Consider the following 16,140-nt stretch of genomic DNA (forward strand, 5'->3'; position numbering starts at 1 on the left):
CGCGCCTGTTGCCGCCGATCACCGGTTTACACCACCGCGCGGGCGGGGTTTATTTTGGTATACCAAATCGGGCGCGCGGGTCTGCGCGTGCCGAATTTCAGAAAAACGGGGGGAAGAACCGTGCAAAAGCTTGCACTTGTGACCGGGGCCGCGCGGGGCATCGGATTGGAAACAACGCGGGTTTTCCTGCGTGAGGGCTGGAATGTCGCCATGATCGACCGCGATGGCGATGTCTTGGCAGAGGAGGCCGCGAAACTGGACGGCGCGGTGCCCTTTGTCTGTGACGTGTCCGATCCGGATCAGGTCGACGCCACAATCGCCGCCGTACAGGAGCGGTTCGGGCGAATCGATGCCCTTGTAAACAACGCCGGTGTCGCGGATTTCGGCCCGATTGAGGACACGGATTTCAAACGCTGGCGCACGGTGATGGACACGAACCTTGATGGCGTTTTCCTGATGTCACAGGCCGCAACGCCCGCGCTCAAGGCCACGCACGGCTGTCTGTTGAACATCGCGTCGATCTCGGGCCTGCGGGCCAGCACCCTGCGCGTCGCCTATGGCACGTCCAAGGCCGCCGTGATCCACCTGACCAAACAACAGGCCGCCGAACTGGGCGAATACGGGGTGCGCGCCAATTGCGTCTGTCCGGGTCCGGTGAAAACGAAACTGTCGATGGCGGTGCATTCGCCCGAAATCATCGCCGCCTATCACGATGCGATCCCCCTGAACCGCTATGGGTCGGAAAACGAAATCGCCGAGGTGATTTGCTTTCTGTGTTCCGACAAGGCCAGCTATGTCACCGGCCAGATCGTCGCGTCCGACGGTGGGTTCGAGAGCACCGGCGTCGGCCTGCCGGCCCTGCGGGTCTAAAAGCCCAGCGCCGTCGCCTGACGTTGAATACCGCGCATGGTGCGGACCAATTCGGCGGTGATCCCTGCCTCGGACAGGGCGTGCCCCGCCATCGGCACCATGCGCAAATCGGCACGGCCCCAGTTTTCGGTCAGGCGATAGGACCCCTCGGGCGGACAGATCATATCGTACCGCCCCTGCACAACGGTCGCGGGGATGTGGCTGATCAAGGGGACGTTGTGGAGTAGCTGTCCGTCCCGCTCCATCCAGCCGTTGTGATAGAAATAGTGGTTCTCCAGCCGCGAAAACGCCCGTGCGTAATCCGGCGGGGCCGATCCGACGCGCCCGTCGCTCTGGATCGAGGCCAGCGCGTTTTCCCAATTCGCCCATGCCTGCGCGTACCGGTTTTCCAGCATCATATCGCCAGAGAACAGCCGCTTGTGATAGGCGGCGATCATATTCCCGCGCTCATCCTCGGGGATCATATTGGCAAACCGCGCCCAGAGGTCGGGCCAGAATTTACCCGCGCCGCCGCCATAGAACCAATCCAGTTCCGACTGCATCATTAGGAACACACCGCGCAGCACAAGATAGGCCGCGCGATCAGGATGCGTCTGGGCATAGGCCAACGACAATGTCGCACCCCAACTGCCGCCAAACACGATCCACCGGTCAATGCCCAGCGTTTCGCGGATCTTCTCGATATCGGCGACCAGATGCCATGTGGTGTTGTCCTTGACCGACGCATGGGGCGTGGACCGGCCACAGCCGCGTTGGTCAAACAGGATCACACGAAATTCATGCGGATCGAAATAGCGCCGCATCGCGGGACTACACCCACCACCCGGACCGCCATGCAGGACAACAACGGGGATGCCATTGGGGTTACCGCATTGCTCGACATAAATGCTGTGGCCATCCCCCACATCCAGCATCCGTTGGTCAAACGGATCGCTGGGCGCAAAGAGATAACTTGTCGCGTGTCGATGGCCTGCGGATTTATCCATATTTGTCCTATATAAGCCTAAAGCGCCCTGTTACAGGGGGGCACCACACAGAATGACCGGATCAAAGCCCATGATGCAACCCGCTGAATCCACCGTCGATGCCGCCGAAGTCGCCAAGTTCGAAGCTATGGCCGCCGAATGGTGGGATCCCAATGGCAAGTTCAAGCCGCTGCACATGCTGAACCCCTGTCGTCTGGACTATATCACGCAGCAAATCGCGGCGGAATTCGGTCGCGACCTGACCACGCCTGAACCGTTCAAAGGTTTGCGATTGCTGGACATCGGGTGCGGTGGCGGGTTGCTGTCCGAACCGATGGCGCGTCTTGGGGCCACGGTGGTCGGTGCCGATGCGGCCGAGCGTAACATCCCCGTCGCCCGCGTGCATGCCGAACAATCGGGCCTAGAAATCGACTATCGCCACACCACGGCCGAGGCCTTGGCCGCCGCCGGTGAGCAATTCGATGTCGTCCTGAACATGGAAGTGGTCGAGCACGTTGCCGATCCGCTGGCCTATCTGACCGCCTGTCGTCAGTTGCTGCGCCCCGGCGGGTTGCACCTGTGTTCGACGATCAACCGCAATCCCAAAAGTTTTGCCATGGCGATTGTGGGGGCGGAAATCATCATGCGCTGGCTGCCCAAGGGCACGCATGACTGGAAGAAATTCATCACGCCGGATGAGCTGTTCGATCTGCTGCGTCAGTCGGGTGTCGATCCCGTGGACCGCAAGGGGTTCGTGTTCAACCCGATTGCGTGGACGTGGTCGATTTCGGATCGGGATCTTAGTGTGAATTACGTCACGGCCTCGGTCAAACCGGACTAATCGACCCTATTCCGCCTCATCCAGACGTTGGCGTAGCGCGCGCAGAACCGGCAGGGCCGCGCGCACCTTATCCACGCCGACGTCGTTCACCACATCCGCCAACAGGGGCGACATGGCCAAAATCGCCGTGTCACGGGCGCGCACGCCTGCGGGACTGATCGAGACCAGCTTGCGCCGTGCGTCGTCCCAATCGGGGCGGATATGTACATGCCCCGCCCACTCCAGCTTGTTGAGCGTGTTCGTCATCGCGCCACGCGTGACGTGAAAGCTCTGGGCCAATTGCGCGGGCGTGCGTTCCTCACCGATCCGCGCCAGATGGTTCAGAACCGAAAAATGGCTCAGCTCCATCCCTTTGGGAAGGATTTTGGACAGGCGGTTGCGCGCCAACTGATCGGCCATAAACAGTTCGCCGAACAGGGAAACGGCAAGGCTTTCAGTTGGGTCAGACACGTGCAGGGCCTTTGAATTCGCGATCATGGGTCAATGAGGGCACCCGTTTACGTGCCTCGGCGACCTGTTTCAAATCAATATCTGCAAAAACAATGCCTGCGTCTGTACCACCATCGGCCAAAACGTCGCCCCACGGGGCAACGACCAGACTGTGACCATAGGATTGGCGGGGTTTGCCGCGCGTTGTGGGGTGCGTACCGGTCTGTGCGGGGGCCACCACGAAACAGCCGGTTTCGATCGCGCGCGCGCGCAACAGAACATGCCAATGCGCCGCGCCCGTCACGGGATGAAACGCCGCCGGAACGGTCAGGATCTGCGCACCCGCCTGCGCCAGATCGCGGTAGAGATAGGGAAAGCGTACGTCATAACAGATGCTCATCCCGACGGGCGCGAAATCGGTCTGGGCCACCACGGCCTGATCCCCGGGGCGATAGCCATCGGATTCGCGAAAGCTCTCCCCGTTGCCGATATCGACGTCGAACATGTGGATTTTGTCATACCGCGCCGCGATCTCACCCGTGGGGGTGATCAGAAATGACCGGTTGGCAAACCGCCCGTCCGCGTCATCGGTGGTCAGGCCCAGCGAGCCGATCAGAACCCAAACCCCGCGCTTGGCCGCCACGTCGCGCAGGGTGGATAGGGTGATGTCCTGATCCTCGGACGTCAGGACGGCACGTTGATGCGTCCGGCTAGAGGACAGGCAATTCGTCACCTCGGGCGTCAGGACAAATTCCGCGCCCTGATCGGCGGCCTCATTCACCATGGCGGCCGCCGTCCGGGCGTTCTGCGCGGGATCATCGCCCGCGCACATCTGGATCAACCCAAGGCGCGTCACATCAATCGGCCAGCAGAGGGTCCAGTTTGCCCATCCGCTCTAGCGCCATCAGATCGTCACAGCCGCCCACATGGGTATCGCCGACGAAAATCTGGGGAACGGTGCGCCCGCCATTGGCGCGCTGGGTCATCGCCGCGCGCTTGTCAGGATCGCCCGCAACGTCGATTTCGGTAAAGGTGATACCCTTGGTGCCCAGTAGGCGCTTTGCCATCATGCAAAAGCCGCAGGTGGGGGTGGTGTAGATTTCAACTTGTTTCATAACAGGACCCTTAATTTCGTTGCACTATACGCAATCAAGTATCCCGCGCAACGCGCGCAAGGGTCAGGATGTAAACATCTCGTGCACCGGCGGCGCGACAGGCCTGTGCGCAGACCTCTAATGTGGCGCCCGAGGTCATGACGTCATCAATCAGCAAAACCACCCGATCCGCGATCTGATCCACGCGGCGCGGGTTCGGCGCAATGGCATCGGCAAGGTTCTCCAGCCGCGCCTCATACCCCGGTCCGGATTGCGGTTGGGTGCGGCGCGTGCGGATCAACGCATCGGGACAGCACGGCAATTTCGTCTGTTTCGCCAGATCATGGGCCAGTAACGCCGATTGATTATACCGCCGACGGAGCAACCGAAACCGATGCAACGGCACGGGCACCAACACCATGTCGGACCGGAAAATATCGCGCCCCGCCCGCGCCATCCATTGCGCCAAGGTGCCCGACAAATCCGCGCGGTCCCCGTGTTTCAGGGCCAGAACCATATCCCGTCCCTTGTCCCTGTATAAAACCGCCGCGCGGCCCCGCGACCACGATCTAGGGCGGGTTAGACACGCATCGCAACGATCCCCGACCTCGGCCTCATCCCCGATCAGGGGCGTGCCACAGCAATCACAGACCGCACCGGAAATGAAATGCGTGCCCCGCCAGCATCCACCGCACAGGCTAAACTCGGTATCGATCAATTCCCCGCACCCAAGGCATGTAGGCGGATAGATCAGGCGCAGCACGCGTTGCAATTTGGACCCAGCCTTCTAAAACGTTGCCTGAAGGAGAGCCCATGTCCCAGACCCCCCCGAAAATCACGGATGTGACCGCATTGCGCCGGAACCGCGCGCGTGCCCTGAACGGCACCTCGCCCGCGATGTTCCTGCAACACGAGGCCGCCATCGAAGTTCAGGAAAGACTAAGTGAGGTTAACAGAACCTTTACGGATGTGGCCGTGGTGTCAGGGTTTCCCGAAATCTGGACGGAATATTTCCCCGAGGCGACCCATGTCCCCGATGATGAGGTTCTGAACCTGCCGGTCGAACAGTTCGATCTGGTGATCCACGGGCTGTGCCTGCATTGGGCGAACGATCCGGTGGGTCAGGTCATCCAATCCCGCCGCGCCCTGCGTCCCGACGGGTTGTTCATGGGGGTGATGTTCGGCGGACAGACCCTGTTTGAGCTGCGCGCGACATTGGCCGAGGCGGAAATCGCCCTGACCGGCGGTCTGTCGCCCCGCGTCCTGCCGATGGGGGAGATCCGCGATCTGGGCGCGCTGATCGGGCGGGCGGGTCTGAACCTGCCGGTTGCCGATCTGAGCCCCCGAAATGTGTCCTATCGCGATGCGATCCACCTGATGCGCGATCTGCGCGCCATGGGCGAGGTCAACGCGTTGACCCAACGCCACCGAAAAACGCCGCCGCGCCAGTTGTTTGTCGAGACCGCAGAACGCTACGCCGCGACATATGGCGACGCGGACGGGCGCATTCCGGCGACGTTTGAATTGGTGTTTCTGACCGGTTGGGCCCCGGATGAAAGCCAGCCCAAACCCCTGCGCCCCGGATCGGCCAAGACGCGGCTGGCCGATGCGCTGGGCGCGTTTGAGATGCCCACGGGTGAAAAAATCCCCCCAAAGGACGTTTGACCCGCTAAGAATTGGACATAGTTTCGTCCCTGATAGGCAACCCTAAAACCAAGGCCAAAACACAGAATGCTGGACAACAAAAAAGGCACGGACCTGCCGTTTACCAAACTGCCAGACGCCAAATGCCCCGCCCATGCACCGGCGGATCACCCCAAGGTGCCGCCCGAAAAGGTGGGTATTCTGTTGGCCAACCTCGGGACGCCGGACAACTATGACTACTGGTCGATGCGCCGGTATCTAAACGAATTCCTGTCGGATCGCCGCGTGATCGACTATGCGCCGTGGAAATGGCAGCCCCTGTTGCAGTTGATCATCCTGACGAAACGCCCGTTCAGCTCGGGCGCGGCGTATAAATCCATCTGGAATGAGGACAAGGGCGAAAGCCCCCTGATGACCATCACCCGCGACCAGACCGCCGCGATCCGCGACAAGATGGTTGAGGTGTTCGGCGATAAGGTCGAGGTCGATTTCTGTATGCGTTACGGCAATCCGTCGACCAAGGCCAAAGTGCAGGAGATGGTCGATAAGGGCTGTCAGAAGATCCTGTTCTTCCCGCTCTATCCGCATTATGCGGGCGCGACATCGGCCACGGCGAACGATCAGTTTTTCCGCGCCCTGATGGAGCAGGCATGGCAGCCGTCCGCGCGCACGGTTGCGCCCTATTTCGAGCATCCGGAATATATCGACGCCCTCGCCCAGTCGGTTGAAACCGCCTATGCCAAGGCCGAAAACCGCCCCGATATTCTGGTCGTGTCCTATCACGGGATGCCGCAGCGCTATCTGCGTCAGGGCGACCCGTACCATTGCCAGTGCCAGAAAACGACGCGATTGCTGAAAGAGCGCCTCGGCTGGGCCGATACGGACATTGTGACGACGTTCCAGTCGGTGTTCGGCCCCGAGGAATGGCTGCGCCCCTATACGGTGGAGCACGTCGCCGAACTGGCCAAACAGGGGAAAAAGAGGATTGCCGTTATGGCCCCCGCGTTCTCGGCCGACTGCATTGAGACGCTGGAAGAGATCAACGAGGAAATCCGCGAGAGCTTTGAGCACGCGGGCGGTGAAGAGTTCACCTATATCCCCTGCCTCAACGATGATCCGGCCCATATTCAGGCCCTGAGCACCGTGATCATGGATAACCTCAAGGGGTGGTTGGACTAACGTCCCCGCCCCACGGCGCGGGTCCATTCATGGGCCCACATTCCGGACAAATAAAAAAGGCGGTGGATGATCCACCGCCTTTTTCAAATTCTGTGCGTTCGCGCGGAACTTAGGCAGCAGCAGCTACCAGAACCAGGAACAGCAGCGGAACCAGGATGCCGCCGTTCGAGGACGAAGTCTCGGTGATGACGACTTCGGGCTCAACTTCAACCGGAGTGATGTTGCCAGCGAAAGCGGTGGATGCTGCGACCGACAGAGCGGCTGCGAGAGCGAGTTTTTTCATTTTAAATCCTCCAGATTACACGCGCCGGATAGGATTCCCGGAGCGCAATCAAGACTGTCATAGGTGTTTTCCGTCTAATCAGTCCCACACCAACTTTTCAACAAGCGTTTTGGTTTCAAACAAAAAGACAAAAAACTTGTGGTCAAATCAGCAACACTTGGGTGCCAACTTTGGTGATACCGAAGAGTTCGGCGATGTGTTCGTTGAACAGGCCGATGCAGCCGTTCGACGACCGACGCCCGATTTTGCGCGTGTCGTGGGTGCCGTGGATGCGATAATAGGTCCAGCTGAGGTACAACGCATGCGTGCCCAGCGGGTTGTCCGGACCCGGGCCGATATAGTCGGGCCATTCGGGGTTGCGTATTTTCATCGACGGGGTCGGGCTCCACGAGGGGCCATCGACCTTACGCACGATCGAGGTGCGGCCACGACGGGTCAGTTCCTCGGACAAGGGCACCGAGGTCGGGAACAGACGGTAATCCGTGCCATCCTCGGACCAGTAATGCAGCGCACGCGAGGTCGTATCGACCAAGATCGCCCCGTTCTTCAGCGAGCCGAAATACGGCTCCCACTGGAGCGAGCGAAAGCTGGAGATGTTGTGCTTGACGGGCTGCTCGCCCTGCAGTTCCGGACGGGTTTCAGGGGCAAAGGGTTCACTTTGCGACCACGCAGGCATCGCCGCGCCGCCCAATGCCGCCGCACCAGTGGCCAGAAACCCGCGACGCGAGGTTTTCGTGTTCTCACCCATGGCAATCATCCTTTTACATATCACGTTGCGGTGAAGTTATGGCGATTTCGCATCGGCGGCAAATCAAACGGTGGATTTCCGCCAGCTTTGACTTGGAACCGTTTGAACCGTGCAACGCTTGACTGTAGAGATACAGGGACCAACGCAGGGACTTTGGGTTATGATGCGCACTCTTCTACTTGTTTTTATTGCTGCTTTTGGCTTGGCCGCCTGTGACGTGACCAGCCCGCCCTTGGGTCCCGATGGCAAACCCCTACAACAGGTCTATCGCATCAGTGACCGCGACACGGCCAAAATTCAGTTCCGTATGCTGGATTCGGTCAACGCCCTGCGTCAGGCCTCGGGCGCGCCTGCCCTGACGTTGAACGCCGAACTGAACGCCGCCGCCGCGACCCATTCGCGCGATATGTCGGTGCAAAACCGTCCGTGGCATTTCGGGTCGGACGGCTCGTCGCCCCTAGATCGCGCCGCACGTGCGGGGTACGCGGGTCGCTTGCTGGGCGAAAACATCTCGGAAACCTACGAGACCGAGCTTGAGACGCTGGCCGCATGGATGGAACAGCCCGATACGCGCAACGTGGTTCTGGACCGGAATGCGGTTGATCTGGGCTTTGCGTGGTTTCAGGAACCCAACGGCAAAATCTGGTGGACCATGGTCACCGGCAACGGCATTGCCGCTGAGGCCCTGATCCTAGCGGCGGTCGAAGAGGAGACCACCGCAGAAGACGATCTTACGGAAACAGATCAATAACCGTACCCAGCGCGACCATCGAATAGATTTCTTCGATCTCGGGGTCCGTCACCGCGACACAGCCCGCGGTCCAATCGTCCGTGCGACCCTGGAACCGCTTGGTCTGGCCGTGGATAAAGATATCCCCACCCGGTGATTGGCCCAGACTGCGCGCGACCTCAATGTCGCGGGCGTTGGGATAGGAAATCCCGACCGACAGGTGATAGGCGCTCTGGGGGTTGCGGCGATCGATGTAATACCGCCCCTCGGGGGTTTTGCCGTCGCCCTCAACCACCTTGTGCCCCTCAGGCGCAAAGCCCAAAGAGACGTCATAGGATTTCAGAACCTCGGACGCGTGCAACAGGTGCAGGCGCCGCGCGCCTTTCATCACCACAACACGGGTCACTTCGGGACCGCGATAGGGCGCAACGCCTCCGCCGCTACAGGCCGAGACCAATCCCGCGCCACCGGCGGCCATCAGCATCCGTCTGGAAAGTTTCACTGTCGTATCCTGCCATTTATTTTTTGCGCAATTTACCGCGAAACCCCGATCCGCAAAAGACGGCAAATTCGGGATCACGCGATATTCATGTGCTGCAGGTTTCGTGCCGCGCGGATCAGTCGCGGATAAATTGCGCGACCACCTCGATATGCGGGGACCAGCGGAATTGATCCACCACCTGAACCCAAGCCAGACGATAGCCGCCTTTGACCAAAATCGCCGCATCGCGCGCAAAAGTGACGGGATTACAGGACACGGCGGCAATGACAGGCACCTCCGATGCGGCCAGTTCGATGGCCTGTGCCTCACACCCTGCGCGGGGCGGGTCGATCACAACGCCGTCAAAATGGCGCAATTCGTCGGGCATCAAGGGACGGCGGAAGAGGTCACGCTTTTCGGCGCGGATCTGGTGCAGATCGGTCGCCTTGCGCCACGCCGCGTCCAGCGCGGATAGGGCGGGCACATCTGATTCGACCGCCGTCACATCGGCGCGCCGCGCCAAGGGGAACGTGAACGTGCCACAGCCCGCGAACAGGTCGGCCACGCGTTTCGCCCCTGCAAGGGCACGGTCCACACCGTCGATCAACGCCGCCTGTCCCGCGTCAGTGGCCTGCAAAAACGCACCGGCGGGGGGAACCACGGGCACGCCACCAAAGATCTGGGCGGGCGGGTTGCGTGTCACGATCAGCTCGCCATTCCACGTCAGGCGGGCAAGGTTATGCCCCTCGGCAAACGCGGCCAGTTGCGGCCACAGATCGTCGTCCAGCGGTTTCGCCCCCGTCACCGACAGGTCGATACCAATCGCCGCGCTGGTCATGGCATACTGCACCTCGCCCTTGCGCGATCCGGCCAGCTGGGTCAGCTCCCGCAGGGCGGGCACCATCGCCATCAACTCGGGCACCAACAGGTGGCAATCGGTGATGTCCACAACCGTGTCGGACGCCCGTGCATGGAACCCGACCAAAGCGCCCTTTTTCGTGCGCCGACCGGTCAGGGTCGCCCGCCGCCGCGACCGCGCGGGGGACGTCGCGATGCCGGTGATCGGCGCGTCCAGACCTTGGGCGGTCAGGGCGGTTTTGACCACCTCGGCCTTCCACCCCGCGACCAGATCATCCGAGGCATGTTGCAACGCGCAACCGCCGCACATCTTGTAATGCGAACAGGGCGGGCGCACGCGGTCGGGCGATGGCGTGACGATCTTGGGCGCGATCATGCGTTCGCCGTCGATCTCGCCCTCGACAACCTCACCCGGCAGAGTTTGTGCGACAAATACGGGGCCTTGCGCGATCCCGTCGCCCAAGTGTCCCAAACGTGTGATTGTGACCTGTTCCATGGCCCCTGCCCTAGCGCCAAACGCCGACGCGGCCAAGGGTCTTATTCGGCGGCGTCCTGCACGCCGATGAACCCGCCCGATTGCCGCGCCCAATACCGCGCATAGAGACCACCCTGCGCCAACAGGTCCTCATGGCTGCCCTGTTCGACGATCTGGCCGTTGTCCATGACGATGATGCGGTCCATCTGTACAAGGGTCGATAGGCGGTGCGCGACGGCCAAAACCGTCTTGCCCTCCATCACGCGCTCCAATGCGCCTTGGATTTCGGCCTCAACCTCGGAATCAAGCGCGCTTGTAGCTTCATCCAGCACCAGGATCGGCGCGTCCTTGAGGAATGCACGGGCAAGGGCGATACGCTGCCGCTGGCCCCCGGACAGTTTCACGCCACGCTCGCCCAGATGGGCGTCATAACCGGTGCGGTCCATGTGGTCGCGCAGGTTCTGGATGAACTCATGCGCCTCGGCCTTTTCGGCGGCGGCAATCACGTCGTCCATATCTGCGTCCTGACGGCCATACATGATGTTGTCGCGGGCGGATCTGTTGAACATCGCCGTTTCCTGCGTGACCATCCCGATCTGACGCCGGACACTGGTCTGGGTGACGGTGGAAATATCGGTCCCGTCGATCAGAACAGACCCTTTTTCGGTGTCATAGAGACGCAACAGCAACGACACCAAGGTCGATTTGCCCGCGCCAGACGCCCCGACAATCCCCAGCTTTTCACCCGCCTGAATGTGCAAGGTGACGCCATCAATCCCGCCCGTCGCGCGCCCATAGGCAAAGCTGACATCGCGGAAATCAATCGCGCCCTTGACCGGCGGCAGGTCCCCCGCATCCGGCGCATCGGCCAGCGCGTGATCAGGCGTCAGGGTTTTGATACCGTTCTCGGCCTCACCGATATTGGCGTACATCGCCATCAACGTGAAACTGACCCAACCGGTCATCTGGGCAATGCGCAACGAAATCGTACCGGCGGCGGCAATGTCGCCCGCGCTTGCCCCGCCTTGGGACCAAATGGCCAGCGTTCCACCGATCAGCATCACCGGCAAAATCCCCGCCGTTGCCATCAGAAAAAAGCGGAATTTGACCGAGACATACCCGAATTCCAGCGCCTTTTGCCGGTATTTCGCCATCGCGGTCAGGGCGACACGGTCCTCATGATCGTCATGGGCGAACAATTTGACGGTTTTGATATTGGTGATTGTATCAACAACTTGGCCCGACACGTCCGATCTCGCGCCCGCCCGTGCGCCGGACCGTTTGCGGATGCGCGGCATGAACCACCGGATCAGCCACAGATAGCCGATCAGCCACACAAACAGCGACGCCGCAATCCGCACATCAATCGCAACCAACATCGCCGCCGACCCCAAAAGCGTGGCAAGGGCAAAGGCCATCGTATTGTTCACCTCAACCACGATATCGGTGATCGCGCGCGAGGTTTGCATCTGTTTCTGCGCGATCCGACCGGCGAAATCGTCATCAAAGAACGACACCGAATGCCCCATGGTCCAGCGATGCAACCGCGACAGGACCAGCATCGAAATGTTCGGCGTCACGATCAACGCGTTACTGACCGAGTTCAGCCCGAACAGAACCGGGCGAAACACCAGAAAGAAAAAGAGCGACCCGATCAACAGCCACATGTTTTCGGCGACAAAGGTGGCGGGTCCGCTCTCCAACGCTGTGTCGATGATCGCGCCGAGCAGAAACGCCGACGTCACCTCAACCGTGCCTGCAACCGCCGAGAACAGCGCGGCCAAGATCAGGATCGGCCACGCCCCCGCAAGCGCCCAGCGCAGAAACGCCCACAACGTCTTGGGCGGTGCGCCTTCTGCGGGGCGAAACGGGTCGATGAGGCTGCTAAAGGTCATGTATCCGGCGTATCCGTACCAATAAATCCGCCCGACTGACGGGCCCAATATCGGGAATATAGGCCCTGTTGCGCCAAAAGCGCGTCGTGGCTGCCAATTTCCGCGATTTTTCCGGCGTCCAGAACCACAATCCGGTCCATATGCGCAATGGTCGACAGGCGGTGCGCAATCGCGATCACGGTTTTGCCGTCCATCACGTCATAGAGGGTCTTTTGGATCTCGGCCTCAACCTCGGAATCCAGGGCGCTTGTCGCCTCATCCAGCACCAAAATCGGCGCGTCTTTCAGGATCACGCGGGCAAGGGTGATCCTCTGACGCTGCCCACCGGACAGTTTCACGCCGCGCTCACCCACATGGGCGTCATAGCCCCGCCGCCCCTGCGGGTCCTCCAGCGCCAGAATGAACTCATGCGCCTCGGCCTGTTTTGCGGCAGCGATGATCTGATCATCCGTCGCGTCGGGACGGCCATAGGCGATGTTCTCCCGCACCGAACGGTGCATAAGGGAACTGTCCTGCCCCACCATCCCGATGGCGCGCCGCACGCTGTCCTGTGTGGCGTCGCGGATGTCGGTGCCATCGATCAGAATGCGACCCTGTTCCACCTCATAAAAGCGCAACAGCAGCTTGACCAAGGTCGATTTTCCGACGCCGGATTGCCCGACCAAACCCACCTTTTCCCCCGGTTTGATGTCCAGAGACAGGCGGTCCAACCCACCTGACGTCCGCCCGTAATGGTGCGATACGCCCTCAAACGAAATCGCCCCACCCTCAACACTCAGGGGCCGCGCATCGGGCCGGTCGGTCAGGGTGATCGGGTCGGCAATCGTCTCCATCCCTTCGGCGATAATCCCGAGGTTCCGGAAAAAGCTGGACAGCGCCCACATGATCCAACCGGTCATGGAATTCAGCCGCAGAACCAGCGCCGTTGCCGCCGCAACCACCCCCAAATTCGCCGCCCCCTGCATCCAAAGGGCAATCGCCCAGCCCACAACGCCCACGATCAGGAACCCATTGATCGTCACCAACACCACATCCATGATCGTGAACAGACGCATCTCGCGCGCGAATGTCTGGCGCGCGACCTCAATCGCAGACTTGGCATAGTCCATTTCCTGATCGTTCTGCGCAAACATCTTGACCGAATGGATGTTGGAATAGCTGTCAACGACCCGCCCCGTCACCGCACTTCGGGCATCCGAGGCGGCCTTGGACGCGGGGCCGACGCGGGTGATCGTCCAATAGACCAGCCCGCCATACATCCCCAACCAGATCACCAACGGAATGGCCAACCGCATATCCGCCTGCCCCAGCAGAAACAGTGCACCAAGGACATAGGCCAAAGAAAACGCAATCGCGTCAAAGACTTGGAACACCGCCTCCCCCACGGCGGGCGGGGTTTGCATGATCCGGTTCGCGATCCGTCCGGCGAAATCGTTCTCGAACCATCCGACCGATTGGCGCAGTACCTGTGCGTGCGCGCGATACCGCACCACCGTCCCGACGTTCGGCAAGAGCGTCTGGTTCAGCAACACCGCATCCAACGCCTGAAGCGCCGGCCGGATCGTCAACAGGAACACAGCGGCAAAGATGAACTCGGTCCCGTGGGTGTCCCACGCCTGTTCCGGCGGGGTGTCGGTCAGGACATTCACCAGCCGCCCCATGTAGGAAATCAACCCCACCTCGACCAAGGCGACCACCACGGCCACCACAGACGCAATCAGAAACAACCGCCGGAACGGGTGCAGGTAATGCCACAAAAACGGCCACAGACGACGAGGCGGGGCATCGACCGTGGGCAGGTGGGCGTAGGGATCAATCAGGTTTTCGAAAAATCGGAACATGGGTCAGCTTTACTTGGTCGCGCCATCCTAGTTGTGGCCCGTCACAGGGGTATGACCCCTATCGTTTCAGCAATTCGTCACGGGTCAATCGGAAACCCGATGCGATCCAATCGGATTTCAGGGACTTTAGCCGCTGGCCCAGCGCGACGCCCGCATAGTCCGGCATCAAATCCTGTGCTGTCACGGGGAATATGGCCGCCGCGCCCTTGGCGATCTGATCCGGCGCATCGGGCGGTAAAACAGTCTCTAACATGGCCGAACGCGCCAAAATTCCGTCCCGCGCCGCATCCACCCCATACCGATAGCCCAGCGCGGCGGGGCCTTCAGTCGACGCAATCATTTCCCGCAGATCGGTCAATTCTTTCATCTGCGCGCGCGATAGGCGAAGGTGATTTTCAGGCTCTATTCCACCTGAAACGGCCAATCTGCGCATCGGATTTGGCGGCGCATCCACCGCCGTTTCCAAATGGATCAACGGGGCCAGCGCGCGGTCATCCGCGCCAGGCAGCAGCGCATTCAAAACCCCACTGACCCGCATGGACGCCACCGACGGCGCGGGATCGGGCGCGGACAACAACTTGATCAGCTCGGTCGTCACACGTTCTTTGGCCAGATGCTCCAGACCCTCCAGATTTTCCGCACAGGCCGCCAACCCGTCTGGATCCACACCTTGGGCCACGTCCCCGTACCACGCGTGAAAGCGGAAAAACCGCAGGATACGTAGGTAATCCTCGGTAATGCGGGCATTCGGGTCACCGATGAAACGGACACGTCGCGCATTCAGGTCGGGGATGCCGACTAACGGATCAACAACCGTCCCATCCGGCGCGGCATAAAGGGCATTCATCGTGAAATCCCGCCGCGCCGCGTCATCCCGCAGATCGGTGGAAAAGGCGACGGTGGCGTGACGGCCATCCGTCTCTACATCACGGCGAAACGTGGTGATTTCATGTGGGATGCCGTCGGACACAACGGTAATCGTGCCGTGCTCAATCCCCGTCGGAACCTGACGCAGACCCGCGCCCGCCGCACAATCCTGAACCTGTTGGGGCAACGCATCGGTCGCAATGTCGATGTCGCTGACCGGTGCACCGATTAGGGCATTTCGCACGCATCCGCCGACGAAATAGGCCTGAAATCCCGCACGGGTCAGGCAATCGGTCACAGCGCGCGTCGCTGGCCGGTCGATCCAGTCCGCACGGATACGGGTCATTGCGGCCACCGGTCCGCCAGCCCCCGCAGAATGCGCGCCGTCGCACCCCAGATGTAATAGGGCCCATAGGGAACCGTGAAATAATGCCGCCGCGTCCCGCGCCAGTGGCGTCCCTCAACCGAAAAACGGTCCGGATTTGTGACGTGCGACAGGGGCACGGTGAACACCTCATCCACCTCGCCGACCTCGGGTTTCGGCGTGAAATCAGTCTCTATCAAAGCCAAAACCGGTGTCACGGTGAACCGCGTGACGGTTTCATGCGTCGGCATCGTCCCGATGACACGCACGTTTTCGGGGGGCAGGCCGACCTCTTCATGCGCCTCGCGCAACGCCGCCTGAACGGGGCCTAGATCGTCGGGCTCAACCTTGCCACCGGGAAAGGCGATCTGTCCCGGATGGTGTTTCAATTTGGATGAGCGTTTGGTCAGCAACACCGACGGACCATCCGGCCCGTCCATCACCCCGACCAGAACCCCCGCCGCACGCAAGGTGCGGTCGGCGGGCAGAACCGTGTCTGGGTTCAGGTCGAAATCGGATGATTGGGTCCCCTCCGCAGCCACCGCAGAGGTCAGATGCTGCAGAAGGGTATCCATA

18 protein-coding genes are annotated in these 16,140 nt (G+C 61.0%); 5 read left to right on the forward strand and 13 right to left on the reverse strand.

Annotated features, from left to right (window positions below):
- Positions 1–120 precede the first annotated feature (120 nt).
- On the forward strand, positions 121–870 hold the full coding sequence (locus R1W00_RS13495) for an SDR family oxidoreductase (RefSeq protein ID WP_317263276.1): 750 nt from the start codon (positions 121–123) through the stop codon (positions 868–870).
- On the opposite strand, the gene pip is transcribed toward R1W00_RS13495, so the two are convergent.
- Positions 867–1,856, reverse strand: coding sequence for a prolyl aminopeptidase (gene pip, locus R1W00_RS13500; RefSeq protein WP_317263277.1), 990 nt, complete (start codon positions 1,854–1,856; stop codon positions 867–869). The two genes, R1W00_RS13495 and pip, sit on opposite strands and share 4 nt — an antisense overlap.
- A 73-nt stretch (positions 1,857–1,929) precedes the next feature.
- Here pip and ubiG point away from each other — a divergent pair, with 73 nt between their 5' ends.
- Positions 1,930–2,676: a bifunctional 2-polyprenyl-6-hydroxyphenol methylase/3-demethylubiquinol 3-O-methyltransferase UbiG gene (ubiG, locus tag R1W00_RS13505; RefSeq protein WP_317263370.1), complete on the forward strand. Its 747-nt coding sequence runs from the start codon at positions 1,930–1,932 to the stop codon at positions 2,674–2,676.
- Between the two features lie 6 nt (positions 2,677–2,682).
- Here the strand turns inward: ubiG and R1W00_RS13510 are convergent, their stop codons facing one another.
- Genes R1W00_RS13510 through R1W00_RS13525 form a run of 4 tightly spaced genes read right to left on the reverse strand, consistent with a single transcriptional unit; the run spans position 2,683 to position 4,971 of the window.
- On the reverse strand, positions 2,683–3,153 hold the full coding sequence (locus R1W00_RS13510; RefSeq protein ID WP_410901555.1) for a MarR family winged helix-turn-helix transcriptional regulator: 471 nt from the start codon (positions 3,151–3,153) through the stop codon (positions 2,683–2,685).
- Positions 3,119–3,961, reverse strand: a complete 843-nt coding sequence (locus tag R1W00_RS13515; RefSeq protein WP_317263279.1) for a carbon-nitrogen hydrolase family protein — start codon at positions 3,959–3,961, stop codon at positions 3,119–3,121. The genes R1W00_RS13510 and R1W00_RS13515 overlap by 35 nt, the downstream gene beginning before the upstream one ends.
- Before the next feature lies 1 nt (position 3,962).
- Complete coding sequence (gene grxC / locus R1W00_RS13520; protein ID WP_317263280.1) at positions 3,963–4,220, reverse strand: glutaredoxin 3; 258 nt, start codon at positions 4,218–4,220, stop codon at positions 3,963–3,965.
- Positions 4,221–4,254: 34 nt separating this feature from the next.
- On the reverse strand, positions 4,255–4,971 hold the full coding sequence (locus tag R1W00_RS13525) for a ComF family protein (protein WP_317263281.1): 717 nt from the start codon (positions 4,969–4,971) through the stop codon (positions 4,255–4,257).
- 41 nt (positions 4,972–5,012) lie between these two features.
- On the opposite strand from R1W00_RS13525, the gene R1W00_RS13530 reads away from it, so the two are divergent.
- A complete protein-coding gene (locus tag R1W00_RS13530; protein ID WP_317263282.1) occupies positions 5,013–5,864 on the forward strand; it encodes a methyltransferase domain-containing protein in 852 nt (283 codons plus the stop codon).
- A gap of 66 nt (positions 5,865–5,930) precedes the next feature.
- Positions 5,931–7,022 (forward strand): ferrochelatase, encoded by a 1,092-nt coding sequence (gene hemH, locus R1W00_RS13535; protein WP_317263283.1) that lies wholly within the window; start codon positions 5,931–5,933, stop codon positions 7,020–7,022.
- A gap of 109 nt (positions 7,023–7,131) precedes the next feature.
- Here hemH and R1W00_RS13540 read toward each other — a convergent pair whose 3' ends face one another.
- Both R1W00_RS13540 and R1W00_RS13545 read right to left on the reverse strand, forming a co-directional pair.
- Positions 7,132–7,305 (reverse strand): hypothetical protein, encoded by a 174-nt coding sequence (locus R1W00_RS13540; RefSeq protein ID WP_317263284.1) that lies wholly within the window; start codon positions 7,303–7,305, stop codon positions 7,132–7,134.
- Positions 7,306–7,447: 142 nt separating this feature from the next.
- The gene (locus R1W00_RS13545; protein WP_317263285.1) at positions 7,448–8,053 is read right to left on the reverse strand and encodes a L,D-transpeptidase; all 606 of its coding nucleotides are present in this window, start codon (positions 8,051–8,053) and stop codon (positions 7,448–7,450) included.
- Positions 8,054–8,213: 160 nt separating this feature from the next.
- Here R1W00_RS13545 and R1W00_RS13550 point away from each other — a divergent pair, with 160 nt between their 5' ends.
- Complete coding sequence (locus R1W00_RS13550) at positions 8,214–8,804, forward strand: CAP domain-containing protein (protein ID WP_317263286.1); 591 nt, start codon at positions 8,214–8,216, stop codon at positions 8,802–8,804.
- Here R1W00_RS13550 and R1W00_RS13555 read toward each other — a convergent pair.
- The 6 genes from R1W00_RS13555 to R1W00_RS13580 all read right to left on the reverse strand — a co-directional run bounded on the left by R1W00_RS13555 (position 8,785) and on the right by R1W00_RS13580 (position 16,139).
- Positions 8,785–9,261 carry a murein L,D-transpeptidase family protein gene (locus R1W00_RS13555; RefSeq protein WP_317263371.1) on the reverse strand — a complete coding sequence of 159 codons (477 nt, stop codon included), beginning with the start codon at positions 9,259–9,261 and terminating at the stop codon, positions 8,785–8,787. The two genes, R1W00_RS13550 and R1W00_RS13555, sit on opposite strands and share 20 nt — an antisense overlap.
- A gap of 139 nt (positions 9,262–9,400) precedes the next feature.
- On the reverse strand, positions 9,401–10,618 hold the full coding sequence (locus R1W00_RS13560) for a class I SAM-dependent RNA methyltransferase (protein ID WP_317263287.1): 1,218 nt from the start codon (positions 10,616–10,618) through the stop codon (positions 9,401–9,403).
- Positions 10,619–10,659: 41 nt separating this feature from the next.
- Positions 10,660–12,492: an ABC transporter ATP-binding protein gene (locus R1W00_RS13565; RefSeq protein WP_317263288.1), complete on the reverse strand. Its 1,833-nt coding sequence runs from the start codon at positions 12,490–12,492 to the stop codon at positions 10,660–10,662.
- Positions 12,489–14,333, reverse strand: a complete 1,845-nt coding sequence (locus tag R1W00_RS13570; protein ID WP_317263289.1) for an ABC transporter ATP-binding protein — start codon at positions 14,331–14,333, stop codon at positions 12,489–12,491. Before R1W00_RS13570 ends, R1W00_RS13565 begins: the two co-directional genes overlap by 4 nt.
- Positions 14,334–14,391: 58 nt before the next feature.
- Positions 14,392–15,546 (reverse strand): CCA tRNA nucleotidyltransferase, encoded by a 1,155-nt coding sequence (locus tag R1W00_RS13575; RefSeq protein ID WP_317263290.1) that lies wholly within the window; start codon positions 15,544–15,546, stop codon positions 14,392–14,394.
- Positions 15,543–16,139: a CoA pyrophosphatase gene (locus R1W00_RS13580; RefSeq protein ID WP_317263291.1), complete on the reverse strand. Its 597-nt coding sequence runs from the start codon at positions 16,137–16,139 to the stop codon at positions 15,543–15,545. Before R1W00_RS13580 ends, R1W00_RS13575 begins: the two co-directional genes overlap by 4 nt.
- Position 16,140 lies beyond the last annotated feature (1 nt).

It is taken from the genome of Rhodovulum sp. FJ3 (assembly GCF_032918305.1).
GTDB lineage: Bacteria > Pseudomonadota > Alphaproteobacteria > Rhodobacterales > Rhodobacteraceae > SAT37.

What these genes read in the sequence shown, in the direction of transcription:
- pip (WP_317263277.1), bottom strand. Translation starts at nt 1,856, where the DNA reads ATGGATAAATCCGCAGGCCATCGACACGCGACAAGTTATCTCTTTGCG.
- ubiG (WP_317263370.1), top strand. Translation starts at nt 1,930, where the DNA reads ATGCAACCCGCTGAATCCACCGTCGATGCCGCCGAAGTCGCCAAGTTC.
- R1W00_RS13510 (WP_410901555.1), bottom strand. Translation starts at nt 3,153, where the DNA reads ATGATCGCGAATTCAAAGGCCCTGCACGTGTCTGACCCAACTGAAAGC.
- grxC (WP_317263280.1), bottom strand. Translation starts at nt 4,220, where the DNA reads ATGAAACAAGTTGAAATCTACACCACCCCCACCTGCGGCTTTTGCATG.
- R1W00_RS13530 (WP_317263282.1), top strand. Translation starts at nt 5,013, where the DNA reads ATGTCCCAGACCCCCCCGAAAATCACGGATGTGACCGCATTGCGCCGG.
- hemH (WP_317263283.1), top strand. Translation starts at nt 5,931, where the DNA reads ATGCTGGACAACAAAAAAGGCACGGACCTGCCGTTTACCAAACTGCCA.
- R1W00_RS13540 (WP_317263284.1), bottom strand. Translation starts at nt 7,305, where the DNA reads ATGAAAAAACTCGCTCTCGCAGCCGCTCTGTCGGTCGCAGCATCCACC.
- R1W00_RS13545 (WP_317263285.1), bottom strand. Translation starts at nt 8,053, where the DNA reads ATGGGTGAGAACACGAAAACCTCGCGTCGCGGGTTTCTGGCCACTGGT.
- R1W00_RS13550 (WP_317263286.1), top strand. Translation starts at nt 8,214, where the DNA reads ATGATGCGCACTCTTCTACTTGTTTTTATTGCTGCTTTTGGCTTGGCC.
- R1W00_RS13555 (WP_317263371.1), bottom strand. Translation starts at nt 9,261, where the DNA reads ATGGCCGCCGGTGGCGCGGGATTGGTCTCGGCCTGTAGCGGCGGAGGC.
- R1W00_RS13560 (WP_317263287.1), bottom strand. Translation starts at nt 10,618, where the DNA reads ATGGAACAGGTCACAATCACACGTTTGGGACACTTGGGCGACGGGATC.
- R1W00_RS13565 (WP_317263288.1), bottom strand. Translation starts at nt 12,492, where the DNA reads ATGACCTTTAGCAGCCTCATCGACCCGTTTCGCCCCGCAGAAGGCGCA.
- R1W00_RS13570 (WP_317263289.1), bottom strand. Translation starts at nt 14,333, where the DNA reads ATGTTCCGATTTTTCGAAAACCTGATTGATCCCTACGCCCACCTGCCC.
- R1W00_RS13575 (WP_317263290.1), bottom strand. Translation starts at nt 15,546, where the DNA reads ATGACCCGTATCCGTGCGGACTGGATCGACCGGCCAGCGACGCGCGCT.
- R1W00_RS13580 (WP_317263291.1), bottom strand. Translation starts at nt 16,139, where the DNA reads ATGGATACCCTTCTGCAGCATCTGACCTCTGCGGTGGCTGCGGAGGGG.